This window comes from Microbacterium sp. NPDC058269 (genome assembly GCF_042881445.1).
GTDB lineage: Bacteria > Actinomycetota > Actinomycetes > Actinomycetales > Microbacteriaceae > Microbacterium.
In genome coordinates, this window is the sequence record NZ_JBHVXT010000001.1 from 1,369,916 (window position 1) to 1,384,778 (window position 14,863).

A 14,863-nucleotide genomic window follows, 5' to 3' on the forward strand; every position below is an offset into this window, starting at 1 on the left:
CATCCCGCAGCTATTCCCCCGGCACCAGGATGCCGTCGAGCACGAGTGAACGGATGCGCGGCTCGAGCTCGGCCCAGAGATCAGGAAGCGGCACCTCGAAGAGGTCGGCCAGGGCCGAGACGATCTGCATCACGGTGAGTTCACCGTCGCACGCTCCGACGAACCCGGCGAGCGCGGGGTCCACGTTCACCGTGCGGGCGAATCCACCGCCCTGTCGGAGTTCGATGACGCTCGGGTCGTCGTTGCCCGGGAGCAGGTGCCGGGCCTCGGTGACATCGGGCGCCGTCACCAGGGTCGCCGGAACCCCCGCGGCAAGGGCATCATGCGCAGCCAGGCCCGAGCCCAGAGCGGCGCCGACGTTCGAGACCTGTTGGGCGATCCTCTCCGTACGACGAAGCGGCATGCCCGACACACCCCGGCGCATCAGCACGTATCCGAAGCCGATCGACGTCACACCCCGGGCGGCGAAGTCGTCGAGCCAGGCGGTGAGCAGCGGCGTGAAGGCCGAGTCGCGCGGGGTCGTGCCGCCGTCGCGGATCCACAGCTCCGCGTAGCCCAGCGGCGACAGCTCCTCACGCTCGATCACCCAGAGGTCGAGCTCGCTCGGCACCCAGGCTTCGAGACGTGCGAGGCCGGCGACCCCCGCCCTCGACTCCCAGTTGCCGAGCAGCTGTGCGATGCCGTTATGCGTCAGATACGCGGGCGCGCTCCGCACGAACTGCTCGACGAGAGCATCGCCCACCAGTCCGCCGTCGCGGTACTCGTATGCGGGAACGCCATCCACCCGCGGAGTGATGACGAAAGGAGGGTTGGAGACGATCAGGTCGAAGGCCTCCCCCGCGACGGGCTCGAACATGCTCCCGTGCCGGAACTCGATGTTGGACACCCCGTTGATCCGGGCATTGAGCTCGGCGAATGCCAGGGCCCGCATCGAGATGTCGGTCGCGACCACAGCGCCGGCTCGACGAGCGACGAGGAGCGCCTGGATGCCGCAGCCGGTGCCCAGGTCGAGGGCACGTTCGACCTGGATCGGGACGATCGTCTCAGCGAGCGTGCGCGATGCCCCGCCGACGCCGAGCACATGGTCGGCGGGAAGAGGACCGTCGAGAGCCACCTCATCGAGATCGCTGGCGATCCACCACTCCCCGACGCCGTCCGCATCCACGAAAGACTGCGGGCGCAGCAAGGCGGCGGGGGTCACGGTGTCGGCATCGGCCGTCGCGAGGCCGAGCGCCACGATGCCGTCCACTCCGAGGTTCGGCAGCGCGGCGGCGACCGCCACCCGCGGCTGCGGCATGCCCAGCACGAGCAGACGCCCGAGTGTTGCCAGCACACCCGAATCCTCGGCGATCGCCCGCAGGATCGGCTCTCGCATCCCCCGGGCGAGAGCGTCGTCGGCCTCCTCGCCCCACAGCCGACGAAGGGGGGTCGAACGCAGGTCGGCGGCGTCGAGATCAGTCGCGAGTGCGGCGCTGAGAAGCGGGTCTGGGTGGGGTGCGGGGGTGTCGGACACGGCCGTCACTCTACGCGTCTTCAGGGTTCTCCTTCCCTGCGCCTCCTAGAATCACAAGGTCAGTACTCACGATCAGCCCCTTTCCGGGCGTTCGAGGAAGACCTTCATGACCGCGATCACCCCCGAGCACGGCCTCCGTGCGCGCCTGCGAAGGCTCGCCGGTGCGACCGCTGTTCTCGCGATCGCACTCGGCGCCTGCGCCGTCGTCGTGCCGAGCACGGCCGTCGCCGCCGGCGGGTCCGCCTCCGACGACGACGCGAGCGTGGGGTTCCATGTCTCTGCGGGTCTGCGCGGCCTCGTCGCCCCCGGGTCCTCGACCACGGCGATGCTCACCGTTCAGAACGACACGGAGTCGAAGCTCTCCGGTGGCCAGGTCCAGGTGGAGCTCAGCAGGACTCCCCTGACGGATGAGGGCTCTGTCACGAGCTGGCTCGACGACGGTGAGGCGCCGGGCGACTTCGAGACGATCGGCTCCGACACGACGGCCGCCATCGACGCCGATGCATCGGCGACGACCACGGTCTTCGTGCCCGCAGAGACCCTCGGTGCTCTCGCTCCCGGCGTCTACCCCCTGCGAGCCGAGTTCACCGGCGCGAAAAGCGGGAGCACCGCCGACGATCGCGCGACCGCAGTGGCGACCACCGCGACGAGCGTGCTGGTCGTCGCCGATTCCCAGACGGCTCAGGTCGGGGTGCTGGTCCCCCTCACGGCGACTCCCGAGAACGGTGTGCTGCTCAGCTCGGAAGAGCTCGCCGCTCTCACCAGCACCGAGGGTGCGCTCACGGCCCAGCTCGACGGTGTGGCGGGAACCACCGCGGTGCTCGCCATCGACCCCTCCATCCCCGCGGCCATCCGCGCACTCGGTTCAGGGGCGCCCGAGACCGCCAGGGAATGGCTCGTCCGTCTCGATGCCCTGCCCAACACGCGGTTCGCGTTGCAGTTCGGCGATGCAGATGCCACGGCTCAGGCTCAGGCGGGTCTGCCCGAGCTCCTGCAGCCGACGACGCTGGCTCCCTTCCTCGACGCCGCGAACTTCCCGCAGACGCCTGCCACGCCTCTCCCGACGGGCGGCCCGACCGCGACGCCCGGTCCGACGCCCAGCCCGACGAGTACGCCCCAGCTGCCCGACGACACGGAACTCACCGCGATCGACGGCTCGATCCCCCAGATCCTGTGGCCGGACGACGAGCTCGGCGAGGACGATCTGGCCGCTTTCACGCGGTACCTGGGCGAAGGAACGACCACGGTCGTCTCCTCCGCTTCGCTCGGTGGACAGAGCGCAGCACACGCCGCGGTCGGCGGACACGACCTCCTGGTCACGGATGCCGGCTTGTCCGAGTCGCTGTCCGATGTCGCCGCCGAGTCAGACCCCGTCGATCGCCAGCGACTGCTGGCCGAGGCCGCTGCGCTGCTGACGCTGGCAGAAGACCGTGTCGCGGGGGCCCCGCTGCTGATCGGGCTCGACCGCGATGAGAACCGCAACGCCGATGCGCTGCGCGACGCCATCTCGACAGCCGATTCGATCGGATTCGAGCTCTCCGCGCTGCGTGCGACACCGGCGACGCCGGCCTCCATCACGACGCAGGCCGATCCCGCGCGCGCCGCCGCAGTGACGAATCTCCTTGCCGACGAGGGAACACTCACCGCCTTCTCCTCGATCCTGGCCGACCCGCAGGTGCTGCTGAGCCCCGAGCGCATCAGAATCCTCCGCACACTGGCCGTCGGTTCGTCGGCGAAAGCCTTCACCGAGGGCGTCGAGAAGCACCGCAAGCGCACGACGGACACCCTGTCGGCCGTGAGTATCCCACCGTCCAGCACCATCCAACTGCTCACCGCCAACGCCGACCTGCCGATCGCCGTGCGCAACGACCTGCCGTGGCCGGTGACGGTGCAGCTCTTCGTCTCGCCCGCCGACCCGCGTCTCGAGGTCACACCGATGACGGAGACGGTCGTCGAGGCGAACTCGACCAAGCGTGTCAAGGTTCCGGTGTCCGCACGCGTCGGCAGTGGCGAAGTCGACCTGCGACTCAGCCTCTACAGCCCCACCGGCGTGCAGATCCAGGGCCAGCAGGAGATCCGGGTCGCGGTTCGCGCAGAGTGGGAGACCATCGGCCTGGTCGTCTTCGGAGGCCTCGCCGTCGGCCTGATCGCGCTCGGCGTGATCCGCACCGTGCGCCGCAAGCGCCACGAAGCAGCCGAAGAGGCCGCCGTCGAAGCCGAGATCGAGACGCTCGAAGAGGGTGCCGTGCACACACGACCGGATGCCACCACGACCGAAGACAAGAATGAGTAGCCTCGGCCGCGCGAGCGCCATCATCGGTGCGGGCACCCTCGTCTCACGCCTGACCGGTCTGCTGCGCAGCATCGTGCTCGTCGGAGTCATCGGCTCCCTCGGGTCGCAGGCGGCGGATGCGTTCACCTACGCGAATCAGCTGCCCAACAGCGTCTTCTCCTTGATCTCCGTCGGAATCCTCACGGCGGTCATCGTCCCCCAGATCGTCAAGGCGACGGCGGATGCCGATGGCGGCAATGCCTTCATCTCGAAGCTGTTCACCCTGGGCACCGTCGTCCTGGTCGTGGTGACGGGAATCGCGACGGCGGCAGCACCGTGGCTGGTGCACCTGGTCGCCGGTAGAGCGACAGAGGCCACCCTCGCCCTCGCCACGGCACTCGCCTACTGGTGCCTGCCTCAGATCCTCCTCTACGGTCTCTACGCGATGCTGGGCGAGGCTCTCAACGCGCGGAAGATCTTCGGTCCCTTCACCTGGGCGCCTGTCGTCAACAACATCGTCTCGATCGTCGGCTTCCTCGCGCTCGGCGCGCTTTTCGGTCCCGTCTCCACGAAGGCCACCGACTGGACACCGGAGATGATCACGCTGCTCGGTGGCACGGCCACGCTGGGCATCGCGCTGCAGGCCGTCGTCCTGCTCATCTTCTGGCGTCGCACGGGCCTCGCTCTCAAGCCCGACTTCCGTTGGCGCGGTGTCGGTCTCGGCAATGTCGGCCGCCTCGCTGGTTGGACCTTCCTCATGGCTTTCGCGAGCCTGTCCGCCGGAGTTCTCCAGGGCTACATCGTCAGCGAGGTCGCCGGTCTGGGGGCCTCCGCCACCGTGACCGCGAACGCGTGGCTGATCTTCATGCTCCCGTATTCCGTCATCGTGCTCTCGATCGGAACCCCTTACTTCACCCAGATCAGCGCGCACGCGGCTGCCGGTCGCGATGACGACGTCCGCGCCGACATCGCGCAGAGCATCCGCACGCTGCTGTTCTTCATCGTCGCGGCCACCGCGGCCGTCGCCGCCGCGGCCATCCCGGCGTCTCGGGTGTTCACCGAATCCGCCGACGACGCCCAAGCGGCCGCAATGGTGCTGCTCGCCTACCTCGTCGGGCTCATTCCTCTCACGATCCTCTTCATCGTGCAGCGGACCTTCTACGCCTACGACGACACGCGGACCCCGTTCTGGTTCACGATCTTCCAGTGCGTCCTCATCGTCGTCACCGCCCTGGCTGCGCTCGGTCTGCGCGAGGCGGGGATCATCCCCCTCACCTCTCTCGCCGCAGCGATCGCCCTCGGCCAGTCGATCGCGAGCATCCTGCAGACGATCGTCGCCACCTGGCTGCTGCACAAGAAGATCGGCGGTCTGAGGATTCGTTCGTGGATCACGGCCATCGGTCGCTTCACGATCGCCGGAATCCCAGCAGGATCCGCCGGCTGGGGAACGTTCCAGCTTCTCGGCGGTACCACGGGTTGGGCCACCTCCGGCGTCATCCCCGCGACCCTCGCGACCGCGATGGTCGGCCTCGTCGTGGTGATCGTCTACATCGCGATCCTCGCCATCATGCGTGCCCCCGAGCTCACGGCCGTCCGCGTGCTGGTCCGTCGCTTCCTCCCCGGTCGCTGATCCGCGCCCGGAGCCTTCTCCCAGCCCGGTGGCGCACACTGTCCGGGGAATGCCTCGCGGTTACCATGGGTTGAAGCACTCGAAGGTCATTCGACTGCAGTTTCTAAGACGGAGAGCACATGCGTCAGGTCATCATCATCGGCTCCGGCCCCGCCGGATTCACGGCTGCCATCTACGCGGCCAGAGCGAACCTCAAGCCGCTGCTCATCGCGAGCTCCGTCGAGGTGGGCGGTGAGCTGATGAACACCACAGAGGTCGAGAACTACCCGGGCTTCCCCGAGGGCATCCAGGGACCGGAGCTCATGGCCAAGTTCCAGGAGCAGGCCGAGAAGTTCGGCACCGAGGTCGTCTACGACGACGTCACCGAGCTTCAGCTCGACGGCCCCGTCAAGAAGGTCATCCTCGGCAGCGGCGCAGAGCACGAGACACAGTCCCTCATCTACGCGACGGGCTCGGCCTACCGCAAGCTCGACATCGCCGGCGAGGAGCGCCTCTCCGGCTACGGCGTCTCCTGGTGCGCCACGTGCGACGGCTTCTTCTTCCGCGAGAAGACGATCGCGGTCGTCGGCGGCGGCGACTCCGCGATGGAAGAGGCCACGTTCCTCACGCGCTTCGCCGACAAGGTCTACGTCATCCACCGCAAGGACACCCTGCGGGCCTCCAAGATCATGCAGGAGCGCGCCTTCGCGAACGAGAAGATCGAGTTCGTGTGGAACAGCGAGGTCGCCGAGGTCCTCGGTGGCGATTCCGTGACAGGCGTGCAGCTGCGTTCCACGGTCGACGGCACCCTCAGCGACCTCCCGCTCGACGGACTCTTCATCGCGATCGGCAACGACCCGCGCACGCACCTCGTGCACGACAAGCTCGAGCTCACACCGGAGGGCACCATCTGGGTCGACGGCCGTTCGTCGAAGACTTCGGTCCCCGGTGTCTTCGCTGCGGGTGACGTCATCGACCCCACCTACCGTCAGGCCATCACGGCTGCCGGCACCGGCACGGTCGCCGCTCTCGACGCCGAGCACTTCCTCGCAGACCTCGAGGACGCGTCCGTCGAGGTCCCGGCCGCCGAAGCCGCCGAGATCCTCACCGCCTCCGCGTAGGGGCGGGAACACTTTTCCCTCGTCGGCTGTTGTAGCAGACGAACCTCGAATCAAGGAGAACTCTGATGAGTGCAAAGGCTACGAGCCAGGCGACCTGGGAACAGGACGTTCTGCAGGCCGACGGTCCCGTGCTGGTGGACTTCTGGGCTGAGTGGTGTGGTCCGTGTCGTATGGTCGCGCCGGTTCTGGACGAGATCCAGGCCGACAACCCCGACAAGATCACCATCCTCAAGCTCAACGTCGACGAGAACCCCGAGCTGGCGATGAAGTACCAGATCACGTCGATCCCGGCGATGAAGGTCTTCCACGGTGGTGAGGTCAAGACGACCATCATCGGCGCCAAGCCCAAGTTCGCTCTCGAGAAGGACCTCGCCGCCTTCATCGGCTGATCCTCCGACTCGAAAGGGCCGTACCTCCCGGGGAGGTGCGGCCCTTTCTTCGTCGCCGCAGCTTCGTGTCGTGCGCGATGCGCCTCTTTGTCAGTCTTTGTCGTACACCGAGACTGGCAATAGTCCACGAGCGGCACGGGCTCGATCGACGAGGAGCTGGATCACTGCGGTCTTGCCCGCGTTGTATGATTCCTCCCCCATTCGCGAGGCGTCGACAGCAGCGTGCTTCGCGCGTTCGTAAAGATCGGCATCTCCCGGATTCTGCAGCAGCCAGTCCCGGAGAATCCTCTGGTTCGCCTCATCCCACCCGGACGCCTCGAAGAAGTGGGCGATTCGAGTGCGCATGCCGTCCTCCTCGAAGATCATCACCTGGTGGCTTCGCACTCCGCTCCCGAGCCGCCACCCGACGGTCTCGAGGGCGGGCAGATGCCGGTCGAGGTCCTCCTTGTCGGCGATCCGCACCGCCACATCGATGATCGGCTTGGCGCTCATCCCCGGGATGCTGGTCGAGCCGATGTGCTCGACGATCCAGTTCGGGTTCCCTTGCGTCCGCAGCTCTGCCGCGACCCTCCGGAAGACGTCCGGCCAGGCCGGATCGTACGGAACGAGGACGGCCTCCACCTCAGGAGGCGTCGGCGACGGACGGATCCCAGCGACGGTGGCGCTGCTTCTCGTCCAACAGGCCCCAGACCGCGGAAGTCAGCTCCGGATACTCGAGGGCGATCTGCCGAAGCACGCGATAGTGTCGGGCCGCGTTCGGTCGCACACCGTCGTTCGCATTGATGTTGTCCGCACGCAGGAGGTAGACGACGAGTTCATCGACGCTCGGAAGCTCTTCCATGAACTCCCAGGGATCTTCTCCGCCGAGAAGACGCTCCTGGATGAGAACGGCGAGTTCGTCTGCCGCTTCGGCACGCAGCACTTCCAGGCTGGCGCGACGCTGTACGGACTCGGTCATACATCAAGCCTACGTCGGCTGAGGACCCCTCCGGCGCTCCACCTTCATGTTCTCGGTCATGTCCTCGAGCTCTTTGCCCTTAGTTTCCGGAACCTTGAAGAACACGAAGAAGAACGACAAGAGCGCGAAGAATGCGTAGAACCCGTAAGCGAACGTGAGGCCGATCTCGGCGAACGCCGGGAACGTCGTGGAGATGAAGAAGTTCGCGACCCACTGCGCGGCTGCGGCCACGGCGAGTGCGCCGGCCCTGATCGAGTTCGGGAAGATCTCGCCCAGCAGAACCCACACGAGCGGACCCCAGCTCGCACCGAAGAACACGACGAATCCATTCGCGCAGACCAGGGCGATGGTGGCCCACGGGTCGGGGAGCGTCGCCGTACCCTGGGCGTCCAGGGTGCCGAACGAGAATGCCACGGCCATGAGGCCGAGGGTCACGGTCATCCCTACCGAGCCGACCAGGAGCATGATCCGTCGACCGATCTTGTCCACCAGCAGGATCGCCACGATCGTCACGACGATGTTCGTGACCGACGTGATGACGGAGGTGAGCAGAGCGCTCGACTCATCGAAGCCCACCGACTGCCAGAGCGTCGTCGAGTAGTAGAAGATCACGTTGATGCCGACGAACTGCTGGAACACCGACAGCAGGATGCCGATCCAGACGATCGGCTTCAAGCCCAGGCGGTTGCCGCGCAGATCGCGCAGCGACTCGGAACGCTCGGTGTTGATGGTTCCGGTGATCTCGTCGATCTTCCCTTGGACGTCCACCGTCCCGGTGACGGTCTCGAGAACTTCCGCCGCCCGTTTCAGCTCGCCCTTCCGGACCAGGTATCGCGGAGATTCGGGGAGGCGAAGAGACATGAGCCCGTAGACCAGGGCGGGTATCGCCGCGACCATGAACATCCATCGCCAGGCGGTGAGCCCCCAGAGCGGCTGATCCGCAGAGCCGGCGATACCTGCCAGCAGCGCATCGGAGAGCAGTGCCGCGAAGATACCGGTGACGATGGCGAGCTGCTGCAGCGACCCGAGGCGCCCACGAACAGCCGCGGGCGAGACCTCAGCAATGTACGCCGGCGCGATGACCGACGCCGCACCGACGCCGAGTCCTCCGATCACCCGCCAGATGATGAGGTCGACCACACTGAATGCGAGTCCGGAGCCGATCGCGGAGATGAAGAACATCGTCGCCGCGACGACCATCACGGGAATGCGCCCGTACTTGTTGGACACGGGTCCCGCGAACCAGGCGCCCACCGCACACCCGATGAGGGCCGACGACACGGCGAAGCCCTTCAGCGCTGTGCCGAGATCGAAGCCGGAGACGTCGCCCGCCAATGCGTCGACGGCTCCGTTGATCACGGCCGTGTCGAATCCGAAGAGGAAGCCACCCAGCGCGGCTGCGATGCTGACGGCGATCACACGACGCTTGATGGCTGCCGGACCGGCTGTTCTTGACATGACATCCCCCTCGTCGTCACGATGACGCGAGTCTAGGCTAACGCTGTCACTGCCGGGGCGTCATTTCGCCGTGCCGTAACCGCTCTCTCCGAGTTCCTCCAGAATGCGATTGAGATCCTGGATGGATGCGAAATCAATTGTGACCTGGCCTTTTCGTGCTCCAAGTGCGATCTTCACTCGCGTGTTGAGTCGATCACCGAGCTTCCCGGCGACCTCGTCGAGGTAGGCACGCCGAGCACCGGGGGTGGGCTTCACGGACGTGCCGGGGCTGGGCTGCGACTTGGCGGCCTCCTCGGTCGCGCGTACCGAGAGATCTTCGTTCACGACCTTGTCTGCGAGGCGCTGCATCGACTCCGGAGTATCGAGGCTGAGGATCGCTCGTGCGTGTCCAGCCGTCAGCACGCCGGCCGCGACCCGCTGTTGCACGGGTACCGGGAGCTTCAGCAGTCGGATCGTGTTGCTGATCTGCGGGCGGGAGCGACCGATGCGCGTCGCCAGCTCCTCCTGGGTGATGCCGAAGTCTTCGAGGAGCTGCTGGTAGGCGGACGCCTCTTCCAGCGGGTTCAGCTCGGAGCGGTGGAGGTTCTCGAGCAGGGCGTCGCGAAGGAGATCTTCGTCGGCGGTATCGCGGACGATCGCAGGGATCACCTCGAGGCCGGCCTCACGCGCAGCGCGGGTACGCCGCTCCCCCATGATGAGCTCGTACTGCCCCTCGGTGTTCTTGCGGACCACGACAGGCTGCAGCACGCCGAACTCCCGCACGCTGTGGACCAGCTCCGCGAGATCTTCGGGGTTGAAGTGTGTTCTGGGCTGACGGGGATTCGCCACGATCGTGTTCGGGTCCACCTGGATCAGGTGGATCCCGGGAACGACCTCCAGATCGGGGGCGTCAGTCTCGGCCGCGGTTACCGGTTCAGTACTCGCCTGACGCAGGCTCGCGCCGGGGAAGAACACGTCGACGGGACGTTCCGACTGATCAGCCGTGGGGATGAGGGCGCCGATACCCCGACCCAGCCCAGTGCGCTTCGCCATCATTTCTCCTTGCTCTGCGTCGCTGTGCGCGATGCGATCTCAACAGCGGCCTCGCGGTAGGCGATCGCGCCGGCGGATTGTCCGTCGTACGCGATCACCGTCTGCCCGAAGCTCGGGGCCTCAGACACTCGAACCGAACGTGGGATGACCGTCTCCAGCACCTGTTCCGGGAAGTGCGTCCGCACTTCATCCGCGACCTGCTGCGCCAGGCGGGTGCGCCCATCGAACATCGTCAGCAGGATCGTGGAGAGGTGAAGAACGGGATTCAGATGCTTCTGAATCATCTGGATACTGCCGAGCAACTGGCTCAGCCCCTCGAGTGCGTAGTACTCGCACTGGATCGGGATGAACACCTCCGTTGCCGCGGTGAAGGCGTTGATAGTGAGGAGCCCCAGCGACGGCGGGCAGTCGATGATGACGAAGTCCATCGGATTGTCGACGAGGTAGACCTCGAGCGCGCGGCGCAGACGATGCTCGCGCGCTACCTGTGCGACCAACTCGATCTCTGCACCCGCAAGATGGATCGTGCTCGGCGCACAGAAGAGGTTGGGGTCTTCCGGACTCTCCTGGACGATGTCGGCGAGGGGCAACTCGTCGATCAGCACGTCATAGACACTGGGGACCTCGGCGCTGTGAGGAACACCCAGTGCAGTGGACGCATTTCCCTGCGGGTCGAGATCGATGACCAGAACCTTCGCGCCTAGTCCTGCGAGGGCAGACGCGATGTTCACAGCGGTGGTGGTCTTCCCCACTCCACCCTTCTGGTTGGAAACCGTCAGCACACGGGTTTCCCCCGTGAATTCCACAGTGGCCCCCTCGAGTGCCCGCCTGCGGGCGGAGAGGTCGGCTAGTTCCCGCGCAAGCGGCGTATCCATCCCGAACGATTCGTTCGAGGATGTCTTCTCGGACTGTTTCACGTGAAACATCCACTCCTTTCGGGGCCGCGTTCCACTCTAATCGCAAGCGACGACGTTCGATTACTGCGCTCAGCTCCTCTCCCAGCGAAATCGAGCCGCGCGGACATGAAATGGTGCAGAGACGCACCCAGAGGCGGGAGCCGGATGTGGTTTCCGGTCTGGTTTCACGTGAAACATCGACTCCCCCCTTCCTGTTGGCTCCCCCTCGGTGGGATCGAGTTCCCACGTCGCCGAACTGCTCCTCTAGGGAACCCTGAACGCGGAGCGCACCACTCGCCCAAAAGCACATGCGCCTCGTTCGCCTCTGGCTACACTCCTTTCCGGAGGCGCGGAGGTGGCCCGGACCTCTCGCGCGCTCCGCACTTCACCTCGTGTTCCACGTGGAACGGACGCGCCGGGATCGGCGCGTCGTGATTCCCCCAGAACGGCCTACGTGCGTCGCAGCGTTGCCGCGAAACGAGACTTCCGGAGTACTACACGTCGCGCGGGCATCGAGGGGTGAAGCGCCCACCTCCCCAGCGAGGAAACACTCGACGCACCTTCGTCAGGCAGGGCCACTCTGCAGACACGCGCAACAAGGGTTCATTCCTCAACCGTGACTGAGCAGCGGGATCCTTCTTCCTGCGTCGCGAAATGGTTCGTTCCGCAGATGGAGCGCTTCCAGCAACACAGCTTGTTTCACGTGAAACATGCGCTGCGGAGTTGTCGCCCCTCAGGTAGTACTTCTTCCGTGCTCGTCCGCCTTGCGAGGAGAAGTGACATCCCGAGCCTTCCGCTCAACAGGCACCTCTGTGCCTCGATGTTTCACGTGAAACGCTCCGGGAGGAAGGTGCACTCATGTCGGTTGCCCTCCTGGCGCGCTCGATCCCTCACTCTCGCGGCCCCTCGCCACGACGAACGAGAACGTTGGACCCAGAACGGAGCCGGCGAGCCGCGAGTTCATTCCGGCTAGTGCGCTCCCCAGCCCTCGGTAAGGCCCGTGAGAAGCATCCCTCACCTGCCCGGACTACTGAGAGCTGCGCATGGGCTGAGGAATGTGTTTCACGTGAAACAACGGGCGTGCCCACCAGACGTGGATGCCCCTCCGGTGGTGGCCGACATGGCCGGTCCTGCAGCCTTTGCCGCGGAGGTGGAATGCCCCCACTCGCTACGACGCCTTCGCACGATCGCGCTCGACCTTCGAGTTCCGATCCTGCACGTCTGTCGCATCTACTCTGGGCCTACAGCGCCCGGAGGTCCATCTCAAAACACTCCGTGGGGAACGGTCACCCCGGCTCGTATCCTCTCGCCTTCTAGGACCCGTCATCCCCCAAAACGACAGAACGCGGAGCGTTTCACGTGAAACACCCCGCGTTCTAGAGAACAGCTGACCTACCGGACGAGAGCCCGAACCGCCCGAGTCGTCTCGGGGAGCACACCCTCACCCAGAACCTCGACTCTGACGTTGCTCAGTCGGAACTTCTTGATCTGCTTCTGCGCTGCGTCGATCTCATTCGCCGCATTCATGCCCTTAAGGAGGGTCAGCTCTCCCCCGTCGCGAACCAAGGGCGCTGTGAGGGGAATCAACGTACGCAGCGCGCTCACCGCACGGGCTGTCACGACATCGAAGCCCTCCACTAGGCGCACGTCCTCAGCGCGAGAACGAAGCACCGTGACGTTGGTGAGCGCCAGAGCATCGACCTGCTCATTGAGCCAAGTGACGCGGCGCTCCATCGGCTCGATCAACGTCCACTGCACGTCAGGACGAGCGATGGCGAGTACCAGCCCGGGGAGTCCGGCCCCAGAACCGATGTCGGCCACCGAGCCATGAAAAAGCGGAGCAGCGATGACACTGTTGAGGATATGCCGAGTCCACAGTCGAGGAAGCTCGAGAGGGCCGATGAGGCCACGCTCCTCGCCCTCACGCGCGAGGGCCGCCGTGAAAGCGCGTGCCGCGTCGATGCTTTCGCCGAAGAGCTCCGCTGCAACGGTGGGCTCGTGCTCCAGATCACTCACGCTACTGCTCCGTCCACGCGATGTTTCACGTGAAACATCAACGACGACGGAGGACCGTGTGGCGGTCAGCGCCTTCGCCGTACGACTCGGACACGAGTCCACGCTCGGCGGCGATATCGTGCACGAGCTTGCGCTCGTAGCTCGACATCGACGGCAGGGACGCCTGGGATGAACCCTCATCGAGCTTGGCGGCAGCCGCGTCGACCAGGGTCTCCAGCTGACGACGACGAGTGTCACGCGAGCCGGCGATGTCGAGGATGAGGCGAGAGAAGGATCCGGTCTTGCTCTGGACGGCGAGGCGCGTCAGCTCCTGCAGTGCCTGGACCGTGTCGGGAGCGGAGAGCAACGCAAGCCCGTCACCTTCAGCCTCGACCGAGACGTAGGCGCGGCCCTGACGAACATCGAGGTTCAGATCGCCATCGATGTCCGCGATGTCGAGGAGTTCCTCGAGGTAGTCCGCGGCGACGTCGCCCTCATTCTCGAGCTGAGCCACGGTGGGCTCGGTGCTGTCGGTCATGGTCTCGCTCATGAACCGCTCCCCTTCTTCTTCGCACGCTTCTTGCCCACCGGCTGCTGACGCTTCGGGGCCTCTGCCTTAGCCTTCTCGACCTCTTCGAGCAGGCGCTGCTGCTCGGCCTCGTAGGCCGCCATCCGAACGACCTTGCCTGAGGCGTCGATAGCCTTGCCCTTGCGAGCGAGACGCTCCTCGCGCGCCTTGGCGGCTTCGGAACCCGGAGTCGGCATCTCACGGATGACGAGGAACTGCTGTCCCATGGTCCAGAGGTTCGAGATGAACCAGTACACGACGACACCGAGCGGGAAGAAGACACCGGAGAAGATGAAGCCCAGCGGCAGCACGTAGAGCATGATCTTCTGCATCTGGTACGCCTGGCCGGTCTTGGCCTCGGGCGACAGGTTCTTCGAGATGATCTGCAGCTGCGTAAAGAACTGCGAGGCGATCATGAGCACGACGAGCGTGACCAGAATGACGATCGCGGTGGTGTTCTTCGCGTCGACCGCGTTGCCCAGGGTCTCGTGCAGAGAGGCGACACCGAAGAGCTTGGCGTCGTAGAACTCCTTCGTCAGCTCCGGGCTCAGCAGCCCGACACCACCGACTTGATCCTTCGCATGCTTGCTGACATCGCTCAGCACGCTGTACAGCGAGAAGAAGATCGGCATCTGCACAAGGAGGGGCAGACAGCTCGACATCGGCGTCGTGCCGTGCTTCTTGTACAGGGCCATCGTCTCGCGGCTCATGGCCTCGCGCGAGAGCTGATCCTTCTTGCCGCGGTATTTCTCCTGAACTTTTCGCAGTTCAGGAGCGATTTCCATCATCTTTCGCTGGCTCTTGATCTGCTTGACGAACAGCGGGATCAGAGCGGCGCGGACGACGATCACGAGTCCGACGATCGACAGCACCCAGGTGATGCCGGATGCCGCGGGCAGACCGACGGCGGTGAGCAGCCAGTGCCAGGCGACGAGGATCATCTCGACGACCCACTTGAGCGGCCACAGGATGGTGCCGATCAGATCGAACCCACCCCCCGCGGGTTCGGGGCTGGGAGTCGCACTGGCGAGCAGAAGGTCAAGACCCACCGA

At 65.6% G+C, this 14,863-nt stretch carries 13 protein-coding genes; 4 read left to right on the forward strand and 9 right to left on the reverse strand.

The window, feature by feature from the left end:
* Window positions 1–10 precede the first annotated feature (10 nt).
* Entirely contained in the window at window positions 11–1,522 is a 1,512-nt protein-coding gene (locus ACFVWL_RS06805; RefSeq protein ID WP_387180179.1) for a methyltransferase, read from the reverse strand.
* 97 nt (window positions 1,523–1,619) lie between these two features.
* Here ACFVWL_RS06805 and ACFVWL_RS06810 point away from each other — a divergent pair, with 97 nt between their 5' ends.
* From ACFVWL_RS06810 to trxA, 4 genes are all read left to right on the forward strand, one after another.
* Window positions 1,620–3,806, forward strand: coding sequence for a DUF6049 family protein (locus ACFVWL_RS06810; RefSeq protein WP_387180182.1), 2,187 nt, complete (start codon window positions 1,620–1,622; stop codon window positions 3,804–3,806).
* Window positions 3,799–5,415, forward strand: coding sequence for a murein biosynthesis integral membrane protein MurJ (gene murJ / locus ACFVWL_RS06815; RefSeq protein WP_387180185.1), 1,617 nt, complete (start codon window positions 3,799–3,801; stop codon window positions 5,413–5,415). The genes ACFVWL_RS06810 and murJ overlap by 8 nt, the downstream gene beginning before the upstream one ends.
* 119 nt (window positions 5,416–5,534) lie before the next feature.
* Complete coding sequence (gene trxB / locus ACFVWL_RS06820; RefSeq protein ID WP_387180187.1) at window positions 5,535–6,515, forward strand: thioredoxin-disulfide reductase; 981 nt, start codon at window positions 5,535–5,537, stop codon at window positions 6,513–6,515.
* Between the two features lie 65 nt (window positions 6,516–6,580).
* Window positions 6,581–6,904: a thioredoxin gene (gene trxA, locus ACFVWL_RS06825; protein WP_021201395.1), complete on the forward strand. Its 324-nt coding sequence runs from the start codon at window positions 6,581–6,583 to the stop codon at window positions 6,902–6,904.
* Window positions 6,905–6,994: 90 nt separating this feature from the next.
* Here trxA and ACFVWL_RS06830 read toward each other — a convergent pair whose 3' ends face one another.
* From ACFVWL_RS06830 to yidC, 8 genes are all read right to left on the reverse strand, one after another.
* Complete coding sequence (locus tag ACFVWL_RS06830; RefSeq protein WP_387180191.1) at window positions 6,995–7,525, reverse strand: GrpB family protein; 531 nt, start codon at window positions 7,523–7,525, stop codon at window positions 6,995–6,997.
* Between the two features lies 1 nt (window position 7,526).
* Window positions 7,527–7,862, reverse strand: a complete 336-nt coding sequence (locus ACFVWL_RS06835; RefSeq protein WP_017829903.1) for a hypothetical protein — start codon at window positions 7,860–7,862, stop codon at window positions 7,527–7,529.
* Window positions 7,863–7,871: 9 nt separating this feature from the next.
* Entirely contained in the window at window positions 7,872–9,320 is a 1,449-nt protein-coding gene (locus tag ACFVWL_RS06840; protein WP_387180194.1) for a sugar porter family MFS transporter, read from the reverse strand.
* A gap of 60 nt (window positions 9,321–9,380) precedes the next feature.
* Window positions 9,381–10,352: a ParB/RepB/Spo0J family partition protein gene (locus tag ACFVWL_RS06845; protein WP_387180197.1), complete on the reverse strand. Its 972-nt coding sequence runs from the start codon at window positions 10,350–10,352 to the stop codon at window positions 9,381–9,383.
* The gene (locus tag ACFVWL_RS06850) at window positions 10,352–11,278 is read right to left on the reverse strand and encodes a ParA family protein (protein WP_387180201.1); all 927 of its coding nucleotides are present in this window, start codon (window positions 11,276–11,278) and stop codon (window positions 10,352–10,354) included. The genes ACFVWL_RS06845 and ACFVWL_RS06850 overlap by 1 nt, the downstream gene beginning before the upstream one ends.
* Window positions 11,279–12,640: 1,362 nt before the next feature.
* Window positions 12,641–13,264, reverse strand: coding sequence for a 16S rRNA (guanine(527)-N(7))-methyltransferase RsmG (gene rsmG, locus ACFVWL_RS06855; protein WP_387180204.1), 624 nt, complete (start codon window positions 13,262–13,264; stop codon window positions 12,641–12,643).
* A gap of 37 nt (window positions 13,265–13,301) precedes the next feature.
* Window positions 13,302–13,793, reverse strand: coding sequence for a protein jag (locus ACFVWL_RS06860; RefSeq protein ID WP_387180207.1), 492 nt, complete (start codon window positions 13,791–13,793; stop codon window positions 13,302–13,304).
* Complete coding sequence (gene yidC / locus ACFVWL_RS06865) at window positions 13,790–14,860, reverse strand: membrane protein insertase YidC (protein ID WP_387180210.1); 1,071 nt, start codon at window positions 14,858–14,860, stop codon at window positions 13,790–13,792. The genes ACFVWL_RS06860 and yidC overlap by 4 nt, the downstream gene beginning before the upstream one ends.
* Between the last annotated feature and the right edge of the window lie 3 nt (window positions 14,861–14,863).

Bases quoted from the DNA above. Each gene is read 5' to 3' on its own strand.
- trxA (WP_021201395.1), top strand. From the start codon at position 6,581: ATGAGTGCAAAGGCTACGAGCCAGGCGACCTGGGAACAGGACGTTCTG.
- murJ (WP_387180185.1), top strand. From the start codon at position 3,799: ATGAGTAGCCTCGGCCGCGCGAGCGCCATCATCGGTGCGGGCACCCTC.
- trxB (WP_387180187.1), top strand. From the start codon at position 5,535: ATGCGTCAGGTCATCATCATCGGCTCCGGCCCCGCCGGATTCACGGCT.
- ACFVWL_RS06845 (WP_387180197.1), bottom strand. From the start codon at position 10,352: ATGGCGAAGCGCACTGGGCTGGGTCGGGGTATCGGCGCCCTCATCCCC.
- ACFVWL_RS06850 (WP_387180201.1), bottom strand. From the start codon at position 11,278: ATGTTTCACGTGAAACAGTCCGAGAAGACATCCTCGAACGAATCGTTC.
- ACFVWL_RS06835 (WP_017829903.1), bottom strand. From the start codon at position 7,862: ATGACCGAGTCCGTACAGCGTCGCGCCAGCCTGGAAGTGCTGCGTGCC.
- ACFVWL_RS06810 (WP_387180182.1), top strand. From the start codon at position 1,620: ATGACCGCGATCACCCCCGAGCACGGCCTCCGTGCGCGCCTGCGAAGG.
- ACFVWL_RS06860 (WP_387180207.1), bottom strand. From the start codon at position 13,793: ATGAGCGAGACCATGACCGACAGCACCGAGCCCACCGTGGCTCAGCTC.
- ACFVWL_RS06840 (WP_387180194.1), bottom strand. From the start codon at position 9,320: ATGTCAAGAACAGCCGGTCCGGCAGCCATCAAGCGTCGTGTGATCGCC.